This window comes from Actinomadura sp. NTSP31 (assembly GCF_041951385.1).
GTDB lineage: Bacteria > Actinomycetota > Actinomycetes > Streptosporangiales > Streptosporangiaceae > Spirillospora > Spirillospora napierensis.
The window spans coordinates 210,390-226,103 of sequence record NZ_JBGNUT010000001.1 but is presented as its reverse complement, the minus strand read 5'-3'; the positions used below and the strand labels follow the sequence as shown (position 1 = coordinate 226,103).

The following is a 15,714-nucleotide window of genomic DNA, read 5'->3' as shown; positions in this document are numbered from 1 at the left end:
TAGTAGACGGACAGGCTGGCGCCGGGGATCGCCTCCGACTGCACGAGGTGGAAATCCAGGGTGACAACATGACGAAACCCGCTCGAAGATGGGGCCGGGACGACTCTACGGCGGAACCAGCCTTGTGCCTGCCGAAAACTACGTCCGTGCAGGTGGGAGGTGTAGGACGTGGGATCCGACATGGGGCCTGTTCGGTCGCGGGGACAGGCTGCGGCGAGGCGGTTGGCGCGGGGTGATCGGTGGCTGTGCTGTTGCGATCGGCCTACTTGACCGTGGCGAACACCTTCGCGGCCCTCCGCCTGCTCCCGATGACTGATCGGGAGCAGGAAGCCGAGATTCCGGTGTTGCGGCATCAGGTCGCCGTGTTGGAGCGTCAGCTGGCCGGGAAGCGGGTGCGGTTCACCGCTTCGGACCGGGCACTGCCGGCGGCGCTGCTGAACCGGTTGCCTCGCGGTGTACTGCGCCGGATGCGGCTTCTGGTGCGGCCGGAGACGGTGCTGCGCTGGCACCGTGACCTGATTGCCGGTCGGCACGCTGCCCGCTCCGAACCCGAGCGGCCGGGCCGTCCACCGACCGTCCGCTCCATCCGGCTGCTGGTACTTCGCCTGGTGAGGGAGAACCCGAGCTGGGGCTACCGCGAGTGCACGGTGAGCTGCTAGTGCTCGGCGTCAAGGTCGCAGCCTCCACCGCTATACGGACGAGGATTTCGGCAGGGGCGAGGCCGGAGGCCCCCTCGTGTCCGGCGGGCTTAACCATGTGGTCCCTTTCTGGGTGTTATGGATAGAAGCTGGCGATGCCTTTCAGTGTTGGTTCAGTTTGCGGCATGGTAAGTACTCTCAGGTTTCGATGAAGGTGTGCCGCTCGGATACTCGGTTTCGTGCTGTGAGCTGGGATTTGCTGCGGTGCCGTAGGAGTCGCTGCGACCATCTCGGGGGGTTGTTGGCTCTGCTGTACCGGTTGGTCCGGAGCCTGCTCGGCCTGTTGGTGATGCTGGTTCGGTCTGATCTGTCCTAGGACGTCGAGTTGCTGGTGCTGGGTCATGAGGACCAGGTGTTGCGCCGTCAGGTCGCAGGTCGTCCGCGCTGGGGTCATGGCGACCGGCTCTGGTTTGCGGTGTTGTCCCATCTGGTCCCGCGCCGGCGGTGGGACGAGCTCTTTCCGGTCACCTCGGCGACGCTCGTGCGTTGGCACCGTGACTTCGTCGCTGGTAGGTGGACCTTCACCGACCGGCGTCGTCCAGGACGGCCACGTACGGGTGCGCGGTCAGAACGCTGATCCTGCGGATGGCGCGGGAGAACCCGGCGTGGGGCACCGGCGGATCCAGGGAGAGTTGGCCCCTCTGGGGGGTATGCGATTGCGGCGTCGAGGGTGTGGGAGATCCTGCACGCCGCCGTTATCGGACCCGCGCCTCGTCGGGCCGGGCCGACCTGGCGGCGGTTCCTGGCCGCTCAAGCGCACGGAATCATCGCCTGTGACTTCCTGGTGGTGGAGACGGTGCTGCTCAAGCGGCTGTATGTGCTGGTGTTCATCGAACACGGCACCCGCAGAGTGCACCTGGGCGGGGTGACAGATTGCCCGGCGGGGGCGTGGGCGGTGCAGCAGGCCCGCAACCTGGCCATGGACCTGGCCGACCGTATCGGCACGCTACGCTTCCTCATCCACGACCGCGACCCGGTCTTCACCGGCGCCTTCGATGAGGTGTTCAAAGCCGAAGGCGTCCGGATCATCAGGACCCTTCCGCGGACGCCGCGGATGAACGCCATCTGCGAACGGGTGGTCGGAACCCTTCGTCGCGAACTGCTGGACCGGGTGTTGATCCTGGGGGAGCGGCACCTGGCCATGGTGCTCGGCGAGTAGCTGGATCACTACAACGGCCACCGGCCGCACCAAGCCCGCCGGCAACGACCTCCAGATGCCGAATGCCAGCCCATCAGCACCGCGGCTGAACTCAACGAGCTGCGATCCATCCGGTGAAGACCCGTCGTCACCGGGGTGATCAACGAATACCATCGCGGGACCAGGTGCAGAGGATGCCGTCCGTCACCTGATCTTGGACGTCCTCACCCGCCGTCGCGGGCCCGCCAACGAGCTGGTGCTCGCCCGTCCCGTCGCATGGCGACTGCTCGGCATCTCGGTAGACGATCTGCAGGGACGAACTACGCTCACCTGCGCCGACCCGGCTTCTCGCGTCGCTTGCTGATCACCTACGACGGAAACACCCCGGTTCGGAAAGGCGAACGTTGCGCCGTAGTGAGCGTGGCGACCTGGACCAAGTCATCCGCGCAGATCTCGGCTGACGAGACCCTCACGCCATGCTCGCCCTCCGGCGCCACCATCCCGGGAAAGCACACGCGGGCACCACTCCTCTCCAGACCCGACGCCGCCGAGAAGTTGCTGGCTCTCCCGACGCACTGCCGTGCCCGCCTCAGCAACTTCAAAGTGCCCGGTCGGTGGCGCATCGTCGATGACCTGCCTCTCACCCCGTCGTCCAAGGTCCAGCGCGCAGTGAAGGTGCCGCGCGGTGGCCGTCGAGCAGCCGATGGGGCGGCCTCATCGTCGGACACGGCATGACCGAATGGATTGACGCCCCCGCTACCTTGGAGACAAGGTACGCACTTCCTGTGGGTCAACCGGGTTCGTCCGTGAAGTGGAATGGCGGTAACGAGCAGTACAGCGACGTTGTGTTGCGGGCAACGCTCATGGCGCAGTTCTCCAGGCGAAATCCCAGTGCGTCACGCATGATCTCCTGGGTCTGATTCATCAATTCCAAGGAGACCTGCAAGATGGCGCGAGTCACCTTCTGATGGAGGGTTGCTTCACGGTCGAAGATGGCGTGGGCTTTCGGATCGCCACGCATCTCGCCCAGCAACCCGATCTTGATCCGTTCGGTCGCGCCCTCAACGAGTGCATGGTCCATATCCGCGGGCTGGTGTTGAAGCCGCAGGCGGCGGATCAGATCATCCACCGGGTAGCGCCTGGTGCGCATCCCCACGGCGACAATCCACATCACGTGCACCCAGTTGAGGCTGTGGAGGACGAACAGGGGCTGCCCGTTGTCCAGGGACTCCGTCAGCCCTTGGGCGGCGCTCGTCCTGCCGCCCGGAGAGCACCACAGATGCGCCAAATGCTCGATGAGATCGATGACGTCGATCGAAGGGAAGCGCTCAAGTTGGGGCCGCGCCACGATCAGGGCTTCCCCGGTGTCCACGTCCTTGAGCATGGCGGCACCCGGATGCGCCGAAGGCGTCCAAAGGTGCTGAAACGAACCATCCATCAAGCGATCATGACACCAACACTCGACCAGGGCGGCTTGCTCGGCCCCATTCAGCGGCCGCCGCCTGTCCCAGTGCTAAGAACCGTTGAGGGCCGCCGGGTTGTCGTCTCCTTGCCTCCCGACCCCCCAGACGCCGCCGGGCACGGCGGCCAGGTCGTACACCTCGGTGCCGGCCGGGATCGTCACCTTCTCCCATTTGCCGCCGCTGTAGCGGTACGGGGGGTCTTCAGGCGGCGCGGACGCCTCCGGCGCGACCCAGGGAGTCCCGGACGCGTCCACGGTCAGGTCGCCGAGGTCGGGGTACCCGGCCGGGGCCGCGATGTAGGTCCACGCGGTGCCGTTCCAGTGCGCCAATCGCTTGGCCGTGATGCCCCAGACGTCGTTCGCGGCGACCGGGACGACCTTGCGGAACCAGTCGTTCTCGGTGACCGGGGGCAGCGGGACGTTCTTCCAGACCGTGCCGTCGAAGTGCGCGACGGCGGGCACTTGCTGCAGGCCGTCCTTGTAGCCGACCGCCCATGCGTCGGTCGCGGTGAGCGCCTGGAGGTCGGCGACGGAGTCGACTCCGGGCACGTCGACGGGGGTCCAGGTGTCGCCGGTGCGCTTGAAGAGCCGCTCCACGGAATCCGAAACCCAGGCTTCGGCGAAGGTCCCCGCCGGGCCGGTGGCGATCACGGAGGCCGAGCCGGTCGGGCCCGCGACCTTCTGGAACGCCGAGCCGTCGAAGCGCGCCATGTACGAGTTCGTGCCGGCGATCCAGGTCTCGCCCGCGCCCGAGACGATGCGCGTGATCTCGCCCTGGCCCGTCCAGCCGCTGATCGGGTACTCCTGCCACGATGAGCCCACCCGGCGCCGCACCACCGGGTTCCCGTCGTAGTAGACGGGGCACAGGTCGCCCCAGCGGAGGCAGTACTTGCCCTGCACGCCGCCGATCCAGACGCCCCCCGTGCCGTCGGCGGTGACGTCGTGGAGCCGGGCCGTCGGCCACAGGAAGGGCAGGGAGACGGTGCGCAGTTCGGGGGCGGCCGCGAGGGCGGGGGCGGGAAGAGACGCGAGGACGGCGGCGGTGGCGACGGCGGCCGCGAGGACACGTTTCATACGAGCACTATCCAACGAACTCCAAAAGAACACCAGTGTCTACTGGCGTAATCGCCCCGTAGAGCAGAGTCCACTAACGAGCCACTACTGAGCGCTGCGTGTGCCGTCAGCATGCGAGGTGTTAATGGTGGGAGATCACAAGGGACTCGATCTTCTTCGAGGCGTGCTGTGCTGCGCTGAACGACTGCATCTGGCCTGCGGTTATGTCGGAGGCCCTGATCTCTGGGCATGATCGGTCGTGTTCACACCGAAGAGGTCACTGGTTCGAACCCAGTATCGCCCACCCCAAGTTCCCGCAGGTCAGAGCACGTCCTGCCGTTGGCTTCAGCGGTTTGCCGGTGACCTCTTCGTAGTTTCGGGAGCCAATCAGGGAGCCGCTTCGGGATTCCCGAAGCGGTCACTCAGGCCCGCTCGGCACCGTTGCGGCCGCTGACAGAGCTCGTAAACGTGCAGCGCATCGCTGCCGACTCCCCACGGGACCGCGCCACCATCCGTGAAGTCTTGGCCGCGTTCATCCGTGAACACGACCCTGCATCCGTCATCAATTCGAGCACGCCTTCTGCAGGGCCGGTTGTTCCGCTCTCGCGCTCTGCTCGATCACGTGGCAGAACCTCTCCGGAAGCTTCCCAGGGCACGGCGGTAGGGTCCGTTGCGTGCCCGTGAACCCGAATGATCTGCTCACCGAGGGTGCTGCGATAAGCCTGGCCGGAGACAACGTCATCGGCTGCGAGACCGACGGGGCCTCCGTCATGCTGGGCGAGGCCGCAACCGTGATCATCGCGGACCCGCGGGACGGGCTGGACGTGACCGGCGTTTGGAACGGCCGCCGGTTCCACCTACACGGACCATTGGTTGACGACGTCGGCGTCCGCCTGTTCGGACATCCCCCCGACTCTCCTGACTGGAGCTGGACCCAGCGCTCGGACGCGCGGCCGGTTCACCTGCTGACCCGACTGCCGGAAGGCTGCGTGTACCTGGGGGTCGGCAAGCCGGCGCAGGCCAGGTACGCGAATGGATGTCTGACCTACGCCGCCCTGACGATAGAGCCGGAACTGACCCTGGAACTCCTGGACCAGGTCAGGCCGCCTTCCGAACCAGAGACCTTGCCGAACCTGGACTGGCTCGCGCATATGACCGCGAGCCCGCTGGAAGCGCTGACGCAGTTCGTCGAGGGCTGGCTCCCCGAGACCTACCAGGACCTCGGGGAGTCCGTCGCAGCGCCCTGGGATGTCCCCGAACCGCTTGCCGTGTTCTATCGGCTGGCCCGCCACCGGCCTGCGCTACTCGGCGTTCAGAACCGCCTACGGCCTCCCCACGCGTGGAGGGAGAGGCATGACGGTCTGATCGCTTTCGGAGATGAGAATCAGGGCGGGTTCGTCTGGCTGTTCGATCCATCGCGCCCCGACCCTGAGGTATGGATCGACCAGGATGGGTACGGACTGCGCCGGGAGCACCAGCCGATGAGCGGCTTCCTGCTCCAGTTCGCCCTGTACGAGGCCATGATGAACGCGCCCTACAAGGCCTTGCGTACAGATCTGGCCGCCGAGCACGTCGACAAGCTGACGGCCGCGCTGACGCCGGTGCCGTGGGAGCCCTTGCGATGGCCGAACGACTCCACACACTTCTACGTCGCACCCGGCGTGATCGCCGAGACGACGGACCAGTGGCACGGGAACACATCAGCGTGGGTCGGTGCCGTACATCGCAGCGTCCTCCGGCCGCTGGGGCAGCTCGGAATCCCTTGGACCAGCTTCGATGGCTGAGCCACCGACGGGCCCAAGCAACGCGCCCGGATCGCTGCCGTACGACCCGTCAGCTCGGATCTGGACTACGGGCATCGGGGGCCTGGCGGCCACCTGGCGGGCGAGTCCGTTCGCGAGCGGCCGGGGCGGTGGCGCCAGAGCCAGTCGAGGAGGTTCCGGGGTAAGAGCCCGTACCCCGGAGCCTCCCGGCGCCGCTACGGTGACGTCTCGAACTGCCCCGGCAGGTTCCGTGCACCCGTATCCGCCTGAAGTGACCCCGCTACAACGGCACCCCGCGGTTGCACGAAGGTCCGCGGTTGCCCCATTTGGCCTCGGGCATCCAGGCCCCTAACGGTTCGTGTCGCCCGCGCCGAGCGTTGCTCCGTTCGCTGCGCGCGGGGGACAGGGTGTCGACGACGGGTGAATACTGGTGTTCTGTTCCCTCGACTGGCCCGCGTGTGCGTTGACCAGGTGTTCCGCTCCGGGGATTCTGTGCGGTTCAAGGCCGGGACCACGACCATCGAGGCGGTATGCCCGGGCTGTGGGAGGCCGTCACGGCATCGGCACAGCAGCTACGAGCGGCGGTTGTCCGATACCGCGGTCGGTCAGCGGGAACTGCAGGTCCACCGGTTCTCGTGCCGCAACGACGGATGCGGCAAGAAGACCTTCGCCGAGCAGGTTCCTGGTCTGACCGTGCGTTATGGACGCCGGTCGGTGGTGGCCAGTGAAGCGCTGCGGGCGATCGCGCTCGCGTTGACCGGCCGTCCGGGTGTCCGCCTGGCCGAACGACTGGTGACTGCGGTGAGCCGGATGACGCTGCTCCGGCTGAGTTGCACCCTGCCCGACCCCGCGCTCACAGTCGGTCCCCGCGCGCTGGGCTTCGCCCTTCGCCGCCGCAGAATCTACGGCACGATCCTGATCGACATCACCACCGGCAAGCCCGTGGACGTCCTGCCCGACCGCACCGCCGACACCGTCACCAAATACCGCCGGGGCTGATCGCGCCGGCCATGGCCGCGGTGCTGCCGTCCCCGAAACCGGCCGCGGGTCCGGTCGAGCGGACGCCTCGCCCGTTCCCGTTCCGGCGCATGGCGGGATCTACGCGCCGCCGGTGTTCGGCGCCATGGTCTTCTACACCTCCCGGTGGAGATGTCTTATCTGCTGGACGACCTCGGGGTGACGGCCACCGGCGCGATCGGCACGGCCACGGCGGCGGCCAGCGTGTTGGCTCGCTGGCGAGGCCGCCGTCGGCACGCTGACGGGCATCAGTCGGCCTGCTCGCCCTGGCCGCCGGCGTGGTCGCCGCCGCACTGCTGCTCATATCCCGCCACATGGCCCCGGTATTTGCCTCCCTGGAACGAGACGGCAAGGCCGCCGGCGAGTCTAGGGACTCGCCGGCGGCTTCAGTCGAGGTGATCGAGGTCGGGTTCCGCCTCGTAGTGGGTGACGACGGGAGCGGATGCGAAGAACTCGCCCACGGCGCCGCGCCATTCCTGGAAGAGCGGTGATTCCCGGAAGCCGACGGTGTGGGACTCGAGCGTTTCCCAGCCGACGAGCAGAAGGTAGATTCCCGGGTTCTCGATCTGGCGTACGAGGCGGGCCCAGCGGTAGCCGGCGGCCTGGGCGATGGCGCGGTGGCCGCGCGTGAAGGCTTCCTCGAACTCCTTCTCGCGCCCGGGGACGATGCTGAGCTCGGCGTGTTCAACGACCATGAGGTTCCTCCGGGTGATCAGTGAGCCTCAGTGAACCGCGGCGGGCGTTTCTTGGTGAAGGCAGCCACCCCTTCGGCGTGTTCGGGGCTGCGGGCGGCGATGCCCTGGGCATCGGCTTCGGCGGCGAGGACGTCGGCGCCGGGGGAGTGGGCGGCCAGGTGGAAGACGCGCTTGGTCAGCGCGAACGCTGTTGCAGGGCCGTCGGCCAGGGCGTCGGCGCGGGTCTGGGCTTCGGAGGCGAGGTCGCCGGCGGGGACGACCGCGTTGATCAGGCCAAGGCCGAGGGCTTGGCGCGGGTCCAGGGGGCGTCCGGAGGTGGCGAGTTCGTAGGCGCGGGCGTGGCCGAGCGCGTGGACCAGGACGCTGGACAGGCCGGTGTCGGGGACCAGGCCGACGTTGCCGAAGGCGCAGGTGAAGCGGGCTTCTTCGGCGGCGAGGACCAGGTCGCAGACCAGGGCGAGGCCCATTCCGGCGCCGACGGCGAGGCCGTTGACCGCCGCGATCACCGGCTTGTCCATGCCCGTGATCGCGGTGACCAGCGGGTTGTAGGTGTCGCGGACGGTCGCTCCGGCGTCGTCCAGTTCGTGCCGGGCGGCGAGGTCCTGGCCGGCGCAGAAGGCGCGCCCCGTTCCGGTCAGGACGACGCACCGGACGGCCGGGTCGTCACCGGCTCGGTGCAGGGCCTCCAAGAGAGCGCGGCGGGTGGGCTCGTCCAGGGCGTTGAGCCGGTCGGGACGGTTGATGGTGATCCATTCGACCGTGCCCTTCCGTTCGGTGGTCACGGTCTTCACGAGGCGGTCTCCTCGGCGGGCGTGTGGACGGCACTGTGTTCGGCGCCGTGGCGGGAGTAGCCGCGCTCGGTGTAGGGGAAGCCGTCGAGTTCGGTGTCGCGGTCGTCGTGCTGGCGGTAGTAGGAGCGGATCTCGCTGATGCGGCCGTCGGCGGCGAAGGCGAACCATTCGGCGCCTCGGGTCGCCACTCGCCGGTCGGAGCGGGGCGGTGTCCAGAACATCGTCCACTCGATGACGGCCTCATCGGTGCCGCCGAGGACGTGGTCGACGATCCAGACGGCGCCGATGAGGTGGTGCACCTTGCGCCAGTAGCGGGCGAGGTGCTCGCCGCCGCGCACTGCGGCGGAGTCGGGGTTCGGGGCGAGGAACCAGTGGACGACGTCGTCGGTGAGTGTGGCGCGCATCAGCTCGACGTCCCCGGTGCTGCAGCCGTCGTAGTAACGGGTGATGGTGTCCAGGTGGCCGGTCATCGCTGGATCGCCTTGGTCTCGACGAACTCGTCGATGCCGTGGTGCCCGAACTCGCGGCCGATGCCCGACTTCTTGTAGCCGCCGAACGGCGCGGCGGGGTTGAAGGCGGCGCCGTTGACGTCGACCTGCCCGGTGCGGATTCGGCGGGCGACCGCCAGGGCGTGCTCCTCGTCGGTGCTCCATACGCCCCCGGCCAGGCCGTAGGGGCTGTCGTTGGCGATGGCGACGGCCTCGTCCTCGGAGTCGAACGGGATGATCGTCAGGACGGGGCCGAAGATCTCCTCCTGGGCGATGCGGGAGGTGTTGTCGACGTCCGCGAAGATCGTCGGCCGTATGTAGAAACCGTCCGTGAGGCCGTCGGGTGGGGTGTCGCCGCCGAGGACGAGCTTGCCGCCCTCGCTCTGGCCGAGCCGGATGTAGTCCCGGACGATGGCCTGCTGCCGGGCGGAGGCCAGGGGGCCGAGCCGGGTGGACGGGTCGAGCGGGTGGCCGACGGTGAGCCGCTCGGCGGCGGCGCGGGCGAGGTCGACGGCCTCGTCGTGGAGTTCGCGGGGGACGAGCATGCGGGTCCACGCCGAGCAGGTCTGCCCGGAGTTGAGGAACGCGTTGCCGACGCCGGTCTTCACGGCCCGGCCCAGGTCGGCGTCGGGAAGGACGATGTTGGCGGACTTGCCGCCGAGCTCCAGGGAGACGCGGGTGATGTTCGCGGCGGCGGCACGCATGATCTTCGTGCCGACCGCGGTGGAGCCGGTGAAGGAGACCGCGTCCACGCCGGGGTGTCCCGCCAGAGCCTCGCCGACCCGCGAGCCCGGCCCGGGCACGAGGTTGAACAGCCCGGCGGGCAGTCCGAGGCGGTCGGCGACCTCGGCGAACACGTCGGCGAACGCGAAGGCCGACAGCGGAGCGACCTCGGCGGGCTTGGCCACCACGGCGCATCCGGCCGCGAGCGCGCCGCCGACCTTGGCCACGAGCTGGTGCAGCGGGTAGTTCCACGGCGTGATCGCGGCGACGACGCCCACCGGTTCGCGGACGAGCAGGGAGTTGCCCGTCTCGGTTTCCCACGCATAGCCCGGGACCGTGTCGGCGAAGGTGTTCAGCACCGACACCGGCAGCCCGACCTGGATGCGCTGGGAGATCTTCAACGGCGTGCCGACCTCGAGGCTGATGACCTGGGCGATGGCGTCCTGGCGCTCGGCGAGCGCGGTGGCCAGGGCGCGCAGCACCTCCGCCCGGTCGGCCGGGCTGCTCCCGGCCCACGCGTTGGCGGCGGAGCGGGCGGCGGCGACCGCGGCGCCGACATCGCCGGGTGCGGCTTCCGGAACGTGCCCGAGCACACGGCCGGTCGCCGAGTCGATCACTTCCCTGGCGGCGCCGCCCGTCCCGCGCCAGGTTCCGCCCACGTAGATGGAGTCGCGTTCGGTGAGGGCGGCGTCGGGAGCCGGAAAGTCGCTCATGTCGTGCTCCTTGTCGTGGACGTGTGGTCGTGGAAGCCGCGCCCGCTCTTGCGGCCGAGGTGCCCTTCGGAGGCGAGGCGCAGCAATCCGTCCGCAGGGCTCAGCCGCGGTTCTCCGAACGCTTCGTGCAGCGACGTCTGCGCGGCGGCGGTGACGTCGGTGCCGATGAGATCGATCAGCTCGAACGGGCCCATCGGGTGGCCCAGCGCGTCGCGCATGAGCGCGTCGGCCTCGGCGGCGGTGAACGCGCCCGCGTCGAGCAGGCGCACGGCGTCGTTGAGAAAGGGGATCAGCAGCCGGTTGACGATGAATCCGCGCTGGTCACCGCAGCGCACCGGAACCTTGCCGATCCGGTGCGCCCAGGCGCGGGCCGCGCTGACGGCGGTCTCGTCCTCGCCGACCACTTCGACCAGCTTCATCGCCCTCGCCGGATTGAAGAAGTGCAGCGCGATCACGGTGCGGCCGGCGGGAAGCCCGGCGCGGAGTTCACCGACGGTGAGGGACGAGGTGTTGGTGGCCAGCACGGCCGCATCCGGCAGTACCGCGTCCAGGCGGGCCAGCAGTTCCCGCTTCGCATCGGCCTGTTCCGCGACGGCCTCGATGACGTGACCGCAGCCGGTCAGGTCTCCGGGCTCGGTGGTGACGGTCAATGCGTCCAGCGCGCGGCGGCGCTCGCCTTGGGCGAGCCGTCCTTTGGCGACGGCCGCCTCGAGGCTCGCCGCGACCGCGATACGAAGGCGTTCGACGGAGGCCTGCGATCGTCCGAGCACCGTGGTGGGCACTCCGGCGCGTACTAGCGCTTCGGCGATGCCGGTCGCCATCGTTCCTGTTCCGGCGATGCCGACCGGGTGGTCGGGGGCGTCCTGCCCGGCGTCCTCGGCCACCAGTGCGGTGCCCGGGCCGGGAGGTTCGGGAAGGCCCCCGCGATGGCGGACCTCGGGGCCGAGTTCGCGGAGAAGCGCGAGAGGGCCGACGGGGTGGCCGGCACCCAGGCGCATCGCGGTGTCGATGTCGTCTGGCGCGGCGAACCTTGAACCTGCCATGGCCACCGCGTCTCGCAGGAGCCCGGCGGCCAGGGACAGGGCCGGGAGCCGGGAGCCGCCCGCATCGGCCGGATCGACGGAGATGAAATCCTGTGACATGTTATCTACCTTCCGGACGGTAGGTAACGTAAGGTGACGGGCGGCACCGTGTCAAAGCCGCATCGAAAGGAGCAAGATGGTCATCGACCTGGCATCCGGCACAGACCCGGGCGTCTCCGACCTGAGCAAGGTCGTCCCCGATCCACGACGCTCGGTGGCCGACATTCCCGACGGCGCCGTCCTGGCCGTCGGGGGATTCGGTTCCTGCGGCATCCCGAGCCTGCTCATCGACGCTCTCCGCCAGACGGGACGGCGAGGGCTCCACGTCGTGTCCAACAACTGCGGCATCGACGGCTGGGGTCTCGGCGTCCTCCTCGAAGCCGGGCAGATCGACCGGGTCACCGCCTCCTACGTCGGCGACAACAAGGAGTTCGCCCGCCGCTACCTGTCCGGCGAGCTGGAGGTGGAACTCATACCGCAGGGCACCCTCGCGGAGCGGCTGCGGGCCGGAGGCGCTGGCATCCCCGCCTTCTTCACCCCCGCCGGCGTCGGCACGCAGATCGCTGAGGGCGGCCTGCCCTGGCGGTACGGCGCGGACGGCACGGTCGCCGTCGCGTCACCGCCGCGCCGGACGGAGGTCTTCGACGGGCGGGAGTACGTGCTGGAACACGCCGTCCGCGCCGACTTCGGCCTGGTGCGCGCATGGAAGGGCGACACGCTCGGCAACCTGGTGTTCCGCCGCGCGGCCCGCAACTTCAACCCGCAGTGCGCCATGGCCGGCCGCGTCACGATCGCCGAGGTCGAGGAGCTCTACGAGCCCGGCGGGATCGACCCCGACGAGGTCCACCTGCCCGGCGTGTTCGTCCAGCGGGTCGTGCCGGTCCCGCCGGACGGCCCCGGAGCCGAGAAGCGGATCGAGAAGCTGACCGAACGCCGGACCGCACGGTCCGACCAGGAGTCCCGATGAGCCTGACCCGCGAGCAGATCGCCCGCCGCGCAGCGCTGGACTTGCGCACCGGCCAGTACGTCAACCTCGGCATCGGTCTGCCCACCCTCATCCCGGGGGTGCTCCCGTCCGGAGTCCGCGTGCACCTGCACAGCGAGAACGGCATCCTCGGCACCGGCGACCACCCCGACCCCGGCGAAGCCGACCCGGACCTGATCAACGCGGGCAAGGAGACCGTCACCGTGCTGCCGGGCGCGGCGTTCTTCGACTCGGCCCTGTCCTTCTCCATGATCCGTGGTGGCCACATCGACGTCGCCGTGCTCGGTGCCATGCAGGTCTCCGCCCGCGGCGACCTGGCCAGCTGGGCGATCCCCGGCGCTATGGTCAAGGGGATGGGCGGCGCGATGGATCTCGTGCACGGCGCCCGCCGCGTGATCGTCACGATGGAGCACCTCACGCGCAAGGGCGACCCGAAACTCCTCGACCACTGCGCGCTTCCGCTCACCGGGGCGCGAGTGGTGCACCGCGTCATCACCGACCTCGCGGTCCTCGACGTCACCGCGGACGGGCTCGTCCTGCGCGAAACGGCACCCGGGGTCACCATCGACACCGTCCGTTCGGCCACCGCCTGCCCGCTGACCGTCGCCTCCGACGTCCGGACGATGGACCTGTACGCGGCGCCGCCCGCACCGGGCGCGGGTGTGGAGGTGATCCGATGATCGGAAGGCTGCCCACCGTCGTTCACGACGACCCGGACCTGCGGCGGCTCCTGGACCCCTACCGGCTGCCGGACGGCCGTCCGCTGCCGATCTTCCACGTACTGGCCCACAGCCGTGCCGCGCTGGACGACCTGCGGCGCGCGACCGCGGCCTGCATGAAGGGAACCGCGCTCGACGCGCGCACTAGGGAGCTGGCGATCCTGCGGGTCTGCGCCCGGATCGGGGCGGAGGCCGAGTGGGCCGTGCACGTGGAGATGTTCGCTCGGGATGCGGGCCTGTCAGAAGCCGAGGTCCGCGCGACCATCGCCCCGCCGCACAGCGCGCCCTGGTCGCCGCACGACCTGCTCGTCCTGGCCGTCGCAGACGAGATCATCGCGACCTCGACGCTCTCCGATGAACTCTGGGGACGGGTAGCGGCGGCGTTCCCACCCCAGGAGATCGTCGAGCTGCTGCTGGTCGTGACGCAGTACCAGAAGGTCGCGTGCCTGACGAACGCCCTGAGGCTGGAAACGCCCCGCGGACTGCCGCGCCTTCCCGGTCAGGCGGAGACGGCATCATAGAGGCAACGCAGGGGCGGCCCGGGAACGGAGAGCGATCGGTGGCGGACGGACACAAGCGGGGCCCGCGGTTGTCCGGTCCCCTCCGCAAGGCGCAGATCATGCAGGTCGCCGCCGAGCTGTTCGACACCCGCGGCTATCACGAGACGTCCATGGAGGCCATCGCGGAGAAGGTCGGGATCCGCAAGCCGTCGCTGTACTACTACTTCCCCGGCAAGGACGCGCTCCTGGTGCAGATGCACCAGGAGATGATCGACCTGATCATCTCCGCGCAGCGGACCCGTCTGGACGAGGGAGAACTCGATCCGGGCGGGCTGCTGCTGGCGATGATGACCGACCTGGTGTCGCTCATGGAGACCCACCCCGGCCATTTGCGGATCTTCTTCGAGCACTACCGGGAGCTGCCCGAACCGGTCCGGGCGGAGATCGCCGGGAAACGCGACCTCTACCAGCGCATGCTGGTGGACGTCCTGGAACGCGGCGTCGAGGACGGCTCCTTCCGCATCGAGAACCCGCGCCTGACCGCGCTGGCGGTCCTCGGCATGTGCAACTGGGCCTACCAGTGGTTCCGGCCCGGTGGCGGACGGACGGCGGCGGAGGTGGCGCGGTACTTCCACGACACCCTGCTCGGCGGGATCGGCACTGCCCCGGCCTGACCGGCCGCCGCAGCGTCGCGCGGAGCGGCCGGCCCGCCGAGCGCCTTCCGCCCGTGAGGGAGCACCGATGAACCTTTCCCGCTACGACCTCAACCTTCTCGTGGCCCTGCGAGCCCTGCTCGAAGAACGGAACGTGACGCGTGCGGGGGAGCGGCTCGGGCTCAGCCAGCCGGCCGCGAGCAACGCGCTGGCCCGCCTGCGCCGCCAGTTCGGCGACGAGCTGCTCGTCCGCTCCGGGCAGGCCATGGAGCTGACGCCGCTCGCGCGGGCGCTGCTGGACATGGTCACGGCGACGCTGACCATGGCGGAGCGCACCTATGAGATGACCAGCGAGTTCGATCCGGTCGCCAGCACCCGGCGGTTCACGGTCGTCGGGTCCGACTATGGCCTGTCGCTGCTGGCCGCTCCGCTGCGCGAGCTGGACGTGGTCGCTCCGGGCGTGCACGTCCGGCTCGACCTGCTGCGCGCCGAACACCTGCGCGATCCCGAGGGGCTGCTGCGGCGCGCGGACTTCATGGTCGCCCCCCGCGCGTGGTTGCACGGGCTGCCGGCGGCGCATTTGTCCACCGACGAATGGGTCGGCGTCATCGACCGCGCCAACCGCGCCGTCGGGGACCGTCTCACCATGGACGAGCTGCGGACGCTCCGGCTGGTCGGCCTCTTCGACGAGCCCCCGGGTGACGCCCATATCGGCCGGCAACTGGAAGTGCTCGGCATCGAGTCGGACGGCCGCATCAGCGTGGAGTCGTTCCTGGAGGTGCCGTTCCTCGTCGAGCACACCGAGCGGCTCGGGCTGCTGCCGCGCCGGATGGCGGAGCGGTCCGCGCGGTCCGCGCACATCCGCCTGGTGGCCCTCCCCTTCGAGGCGGCAGAGCTGGTGGAGATGCTGTGCTGGCATCCCCGCGCCGACCCCGATCCCGGTCACCGCTGGTTCCGCACGCTCCTGGGCGCCGCGGCCGCCCCTGACCGGGTATCCGGATCCTGAATTCCCGGCATCACCACAATTGATTTCACTTCAGGGTGGTCTCGGTCTACCCTTTTTCTACCCGAAGTAATGGGAAGACCCGCCGCGGTGCCCGCAATTGTTTTCCCGACTTCTTCGGATCCCGCGACGCTTGAGCGATCGCCCTGAAGTGATCCCCGTCGCTCCCCGCTCCCTCCCGACGGCGCGCCACGACGGCGCGCCGTTCCGCCCCGCCTCATCACCCCCTGG

16 protein-coding genes are annotated in these 15,714 nt (G+C 69.3%); 9 read left to right on the top strand and 7 right to left on the bottom strand.

The features are described 5' to 3' along the window. Positions 1–239 precede the first annotated feature (239 nt). Together ACA514_RS00890 and ACA514_RS00885 are read left to right on the top strand one after the other, a co-directional pair. Positions 240–659 carry a hypothetical protein gene (locus ACA514_RS00890; protein ID WP_375039007.1) on the top strand — a complete coding sequence of 140 codons (420 nt, stop codon included), beginning with the start codon at positions 240–242 and terminating at the stop codon, positions 657–659. Between the two features lie 709 nt (positions 660–1,368). Next, positions 1,369–1,857, top strand: coding sequence for a hypothetical protein (locus ACA514_RS00885; protein WP_375039006.1), 489 nt, complete (start codon positions 1,369–1,371; stop codon positions 1,855–1,857). A 769-nt stretch (positions 1,858–2,626) separates the two neighbouring features. On the opposite strand, the gene ACA514_RS00880 is transcribed toward ACA514_RS00885, so the two are convergent. Together ACA514_RS00880 and ACA514_RS00875 are read right to left on the bottom strand one after the other, a co-directional pair. Then, entirely contained in the window at positions 2,627–3,220 is a 594-nt protein-coding gene (locus ACA514_RS00880; protein WP_375039005.1) for a hypothetical protein, read from the bottom strand. Between the two features lie 129 nt (positions 3,221–3,349). Next, positions 3,350–4,372 (bottom strand): hypothetical protein, encoded by a 1,023-nt coding sequence (locus ACA514_RS00875; protein ID WP_375039004.1) that lies wholly within the window; start codon positions 4,370–4,372, stop codon positions 3,350–3,352. A 653-nt stretch (positions 4,373–5,025) separates the two neighbouring features. On the opposite strand from ACA514_RS00875, the gene ACA514_RS00870 reads away from it, so the two are divergent. After that, on the top strand, positions 5,026–6,135 hold the full coding sequence (locus ACA514_RS00870; protein WP_375039003.1) for a hypothetical protein: 1,110 nt from the start codon (positions 5,026–5,028) through the stop codon (positions 6,133–6,135). Between the two features lie 564 nt (positions 6,136–6,699). After that, complete coding sequence (locus ACA514_RS00865; protein WP_375039002.1) at positions 6,700–7,113, top strand: hypothetical protein; 414 nt, start codon at positions 6,700–6,702, stop codon at positions 7,111–7,113. Between the two features lie 404 nt (positions 7,114–7,517). Here the strand turns inward: ACA514_RS00865 and ACA514_RS00860 are convergent, their stop codons facing one another. From ACA514_RS00860 to ACA514_RS00840, 5 genes are read right to left on the bottom strand one after another with little or no spacing between them, the layout of a single operon-like run. Continuing rightward, a complete protein-coding gene (locus tag ACA514_RS00860) occupies positions 7,518–7,826 on the bottom strand; it encodes an antibiotic biosynthesis monooxygenase family protein (protein WP_375039001.1) in 309 nt (102 codons plus the stop codon). 17 nt (positions 7,827–7,843) lie between these two features. Next, complete coding sequence (locus tag ACA514_RS00855; RefSeq protein WP_375039000.1) at positions 7,844–8,617, bottom strand: enoyl-CoA hydratase/isomerase family protein; 774 nt, start codon at positions 8,615–8,617, stop codon at positions 7,844–7,846. Then, complete coding sequence (locus tag ACA514_RS00850) at positions 8,614–9,087, bottom strand: nuclear transport factor 2 family protein (RefSeq protein WP_375038999.1); 474 nt, start codon at positions 9,085–9,087, stop codon at positions 8,614–8,616. Before ACA514_RS00850 ends, ACA514_RS00855 begins: the two co-directional genes overlap by 4 nt. Then, on the bottom strand, positions 9,084–10,541 hold the full coding sequence (locus ACA514_RS00845; protein WP_375038998.1) for an aldehyde dehydrogenase family protein: 1,458 nt from the start codon (positions 10,539–10,541) through the stop codon (positions 9,084–9,086). The genes ACA514_RS00850 and ACA514_RS00845 overlap by 4 nt, the downstream gene beginning before the upstream one ends. Next, a complete protein-coding gene (locus ACA514_RS00840) occupies positions 10,538–11,683 on the bottom strand; it encodes a 3-hydroxyacyl-CoA dehydrogenase NAD-binding domain-containing protein (RefSeq protein ID WP_375038997.1) in 1,146 nt (381 codons plus the stop codon). Before ACA514_RS00840 ends, ACA514_RS00845 begins: the two co-directional genes overlap by 4 nt. A 76-nt stretch (positions 11,684–11,759) precedes the next feature. On the opposite strand from ACA514_RS00840, the gene ACA514_RS00835 reads away from it, so the two are divergent. The 5 genes from ACA514_RS00835 to ACA514_RS00815 all read left to right on the top strand — a co-directional run bounded on the left by ACA514_RS00835 (position 11,760) and on the right by ACA514_RS00815 (position 15,486). Further along, a complete protein-coding gene (locus ACA514_RS00835) occupies positions 11,760–12,590 on the top strand; it encodes a CoA transferase subunit A (protein WP_375038996.1) in 831 nt (276 codons plus the stop codon). Continuing rightward, positions 12,587–13,288, top strand: coding sequence for a 3-oxoacid CoA-transferase subunit B (locus ACA514_RS00830; RefSeq protein WP_375038995.1), 702 nt, complete (start codon positions 12,587–12,589; stop codon positions 13,286–13,288). The genes ACA514_RS00835 and ACA514_RS00830 overlap by 4 nt, the downstream gene beginning before the upstream one ends. Continuing rightward, the gene (locus tag ACA514_RS00825) at positions 13,285–13,848 is read left to right on the top strand and encodes a carboxymuconolactone decarboxylase family protein (protein WP_375038994.1); all 564 of its coding nucleotides are present in this window, start codon (positions 13,285–13,287) and stop codon (positions 13,846–13,848) included. The genes ACA514_RS00830 and ACA514_RS00825 overlap by 4 nt, the downstream gene beginning before the upstream one ends. Positions 13,849–13,886: 38 nt before the next feature. Further along, the gene (locus tag ACA514_RS00820) at positions 13,887–14,501 is read left to right on the top strand and encodes a TetR/AcrR family transcriptional regulator (RefSeq protein WP_375038993.1); all 615 of its coding nucleotides are present in this window, start codon (positions 13,887–13,889) and stop codon (positions 14,499–14,501) included. Positions 14,502–14,568: 67 nt separating this feature from the next. Then, the gene (locus tag ACA514_RS00815) at positions 14,569–15,486 is read left to right on the top strand and encodes a LysR family transcriptional regulator (RefSeq protein WP_375038992.1); all 918 of its coding nucleotides are present in this window, start codon (positions 14,569–14,571) and stop codon (positions 15,484–15,486) included. Positions 15,487–15,714 lie beyond the last annotated feature (228 nt).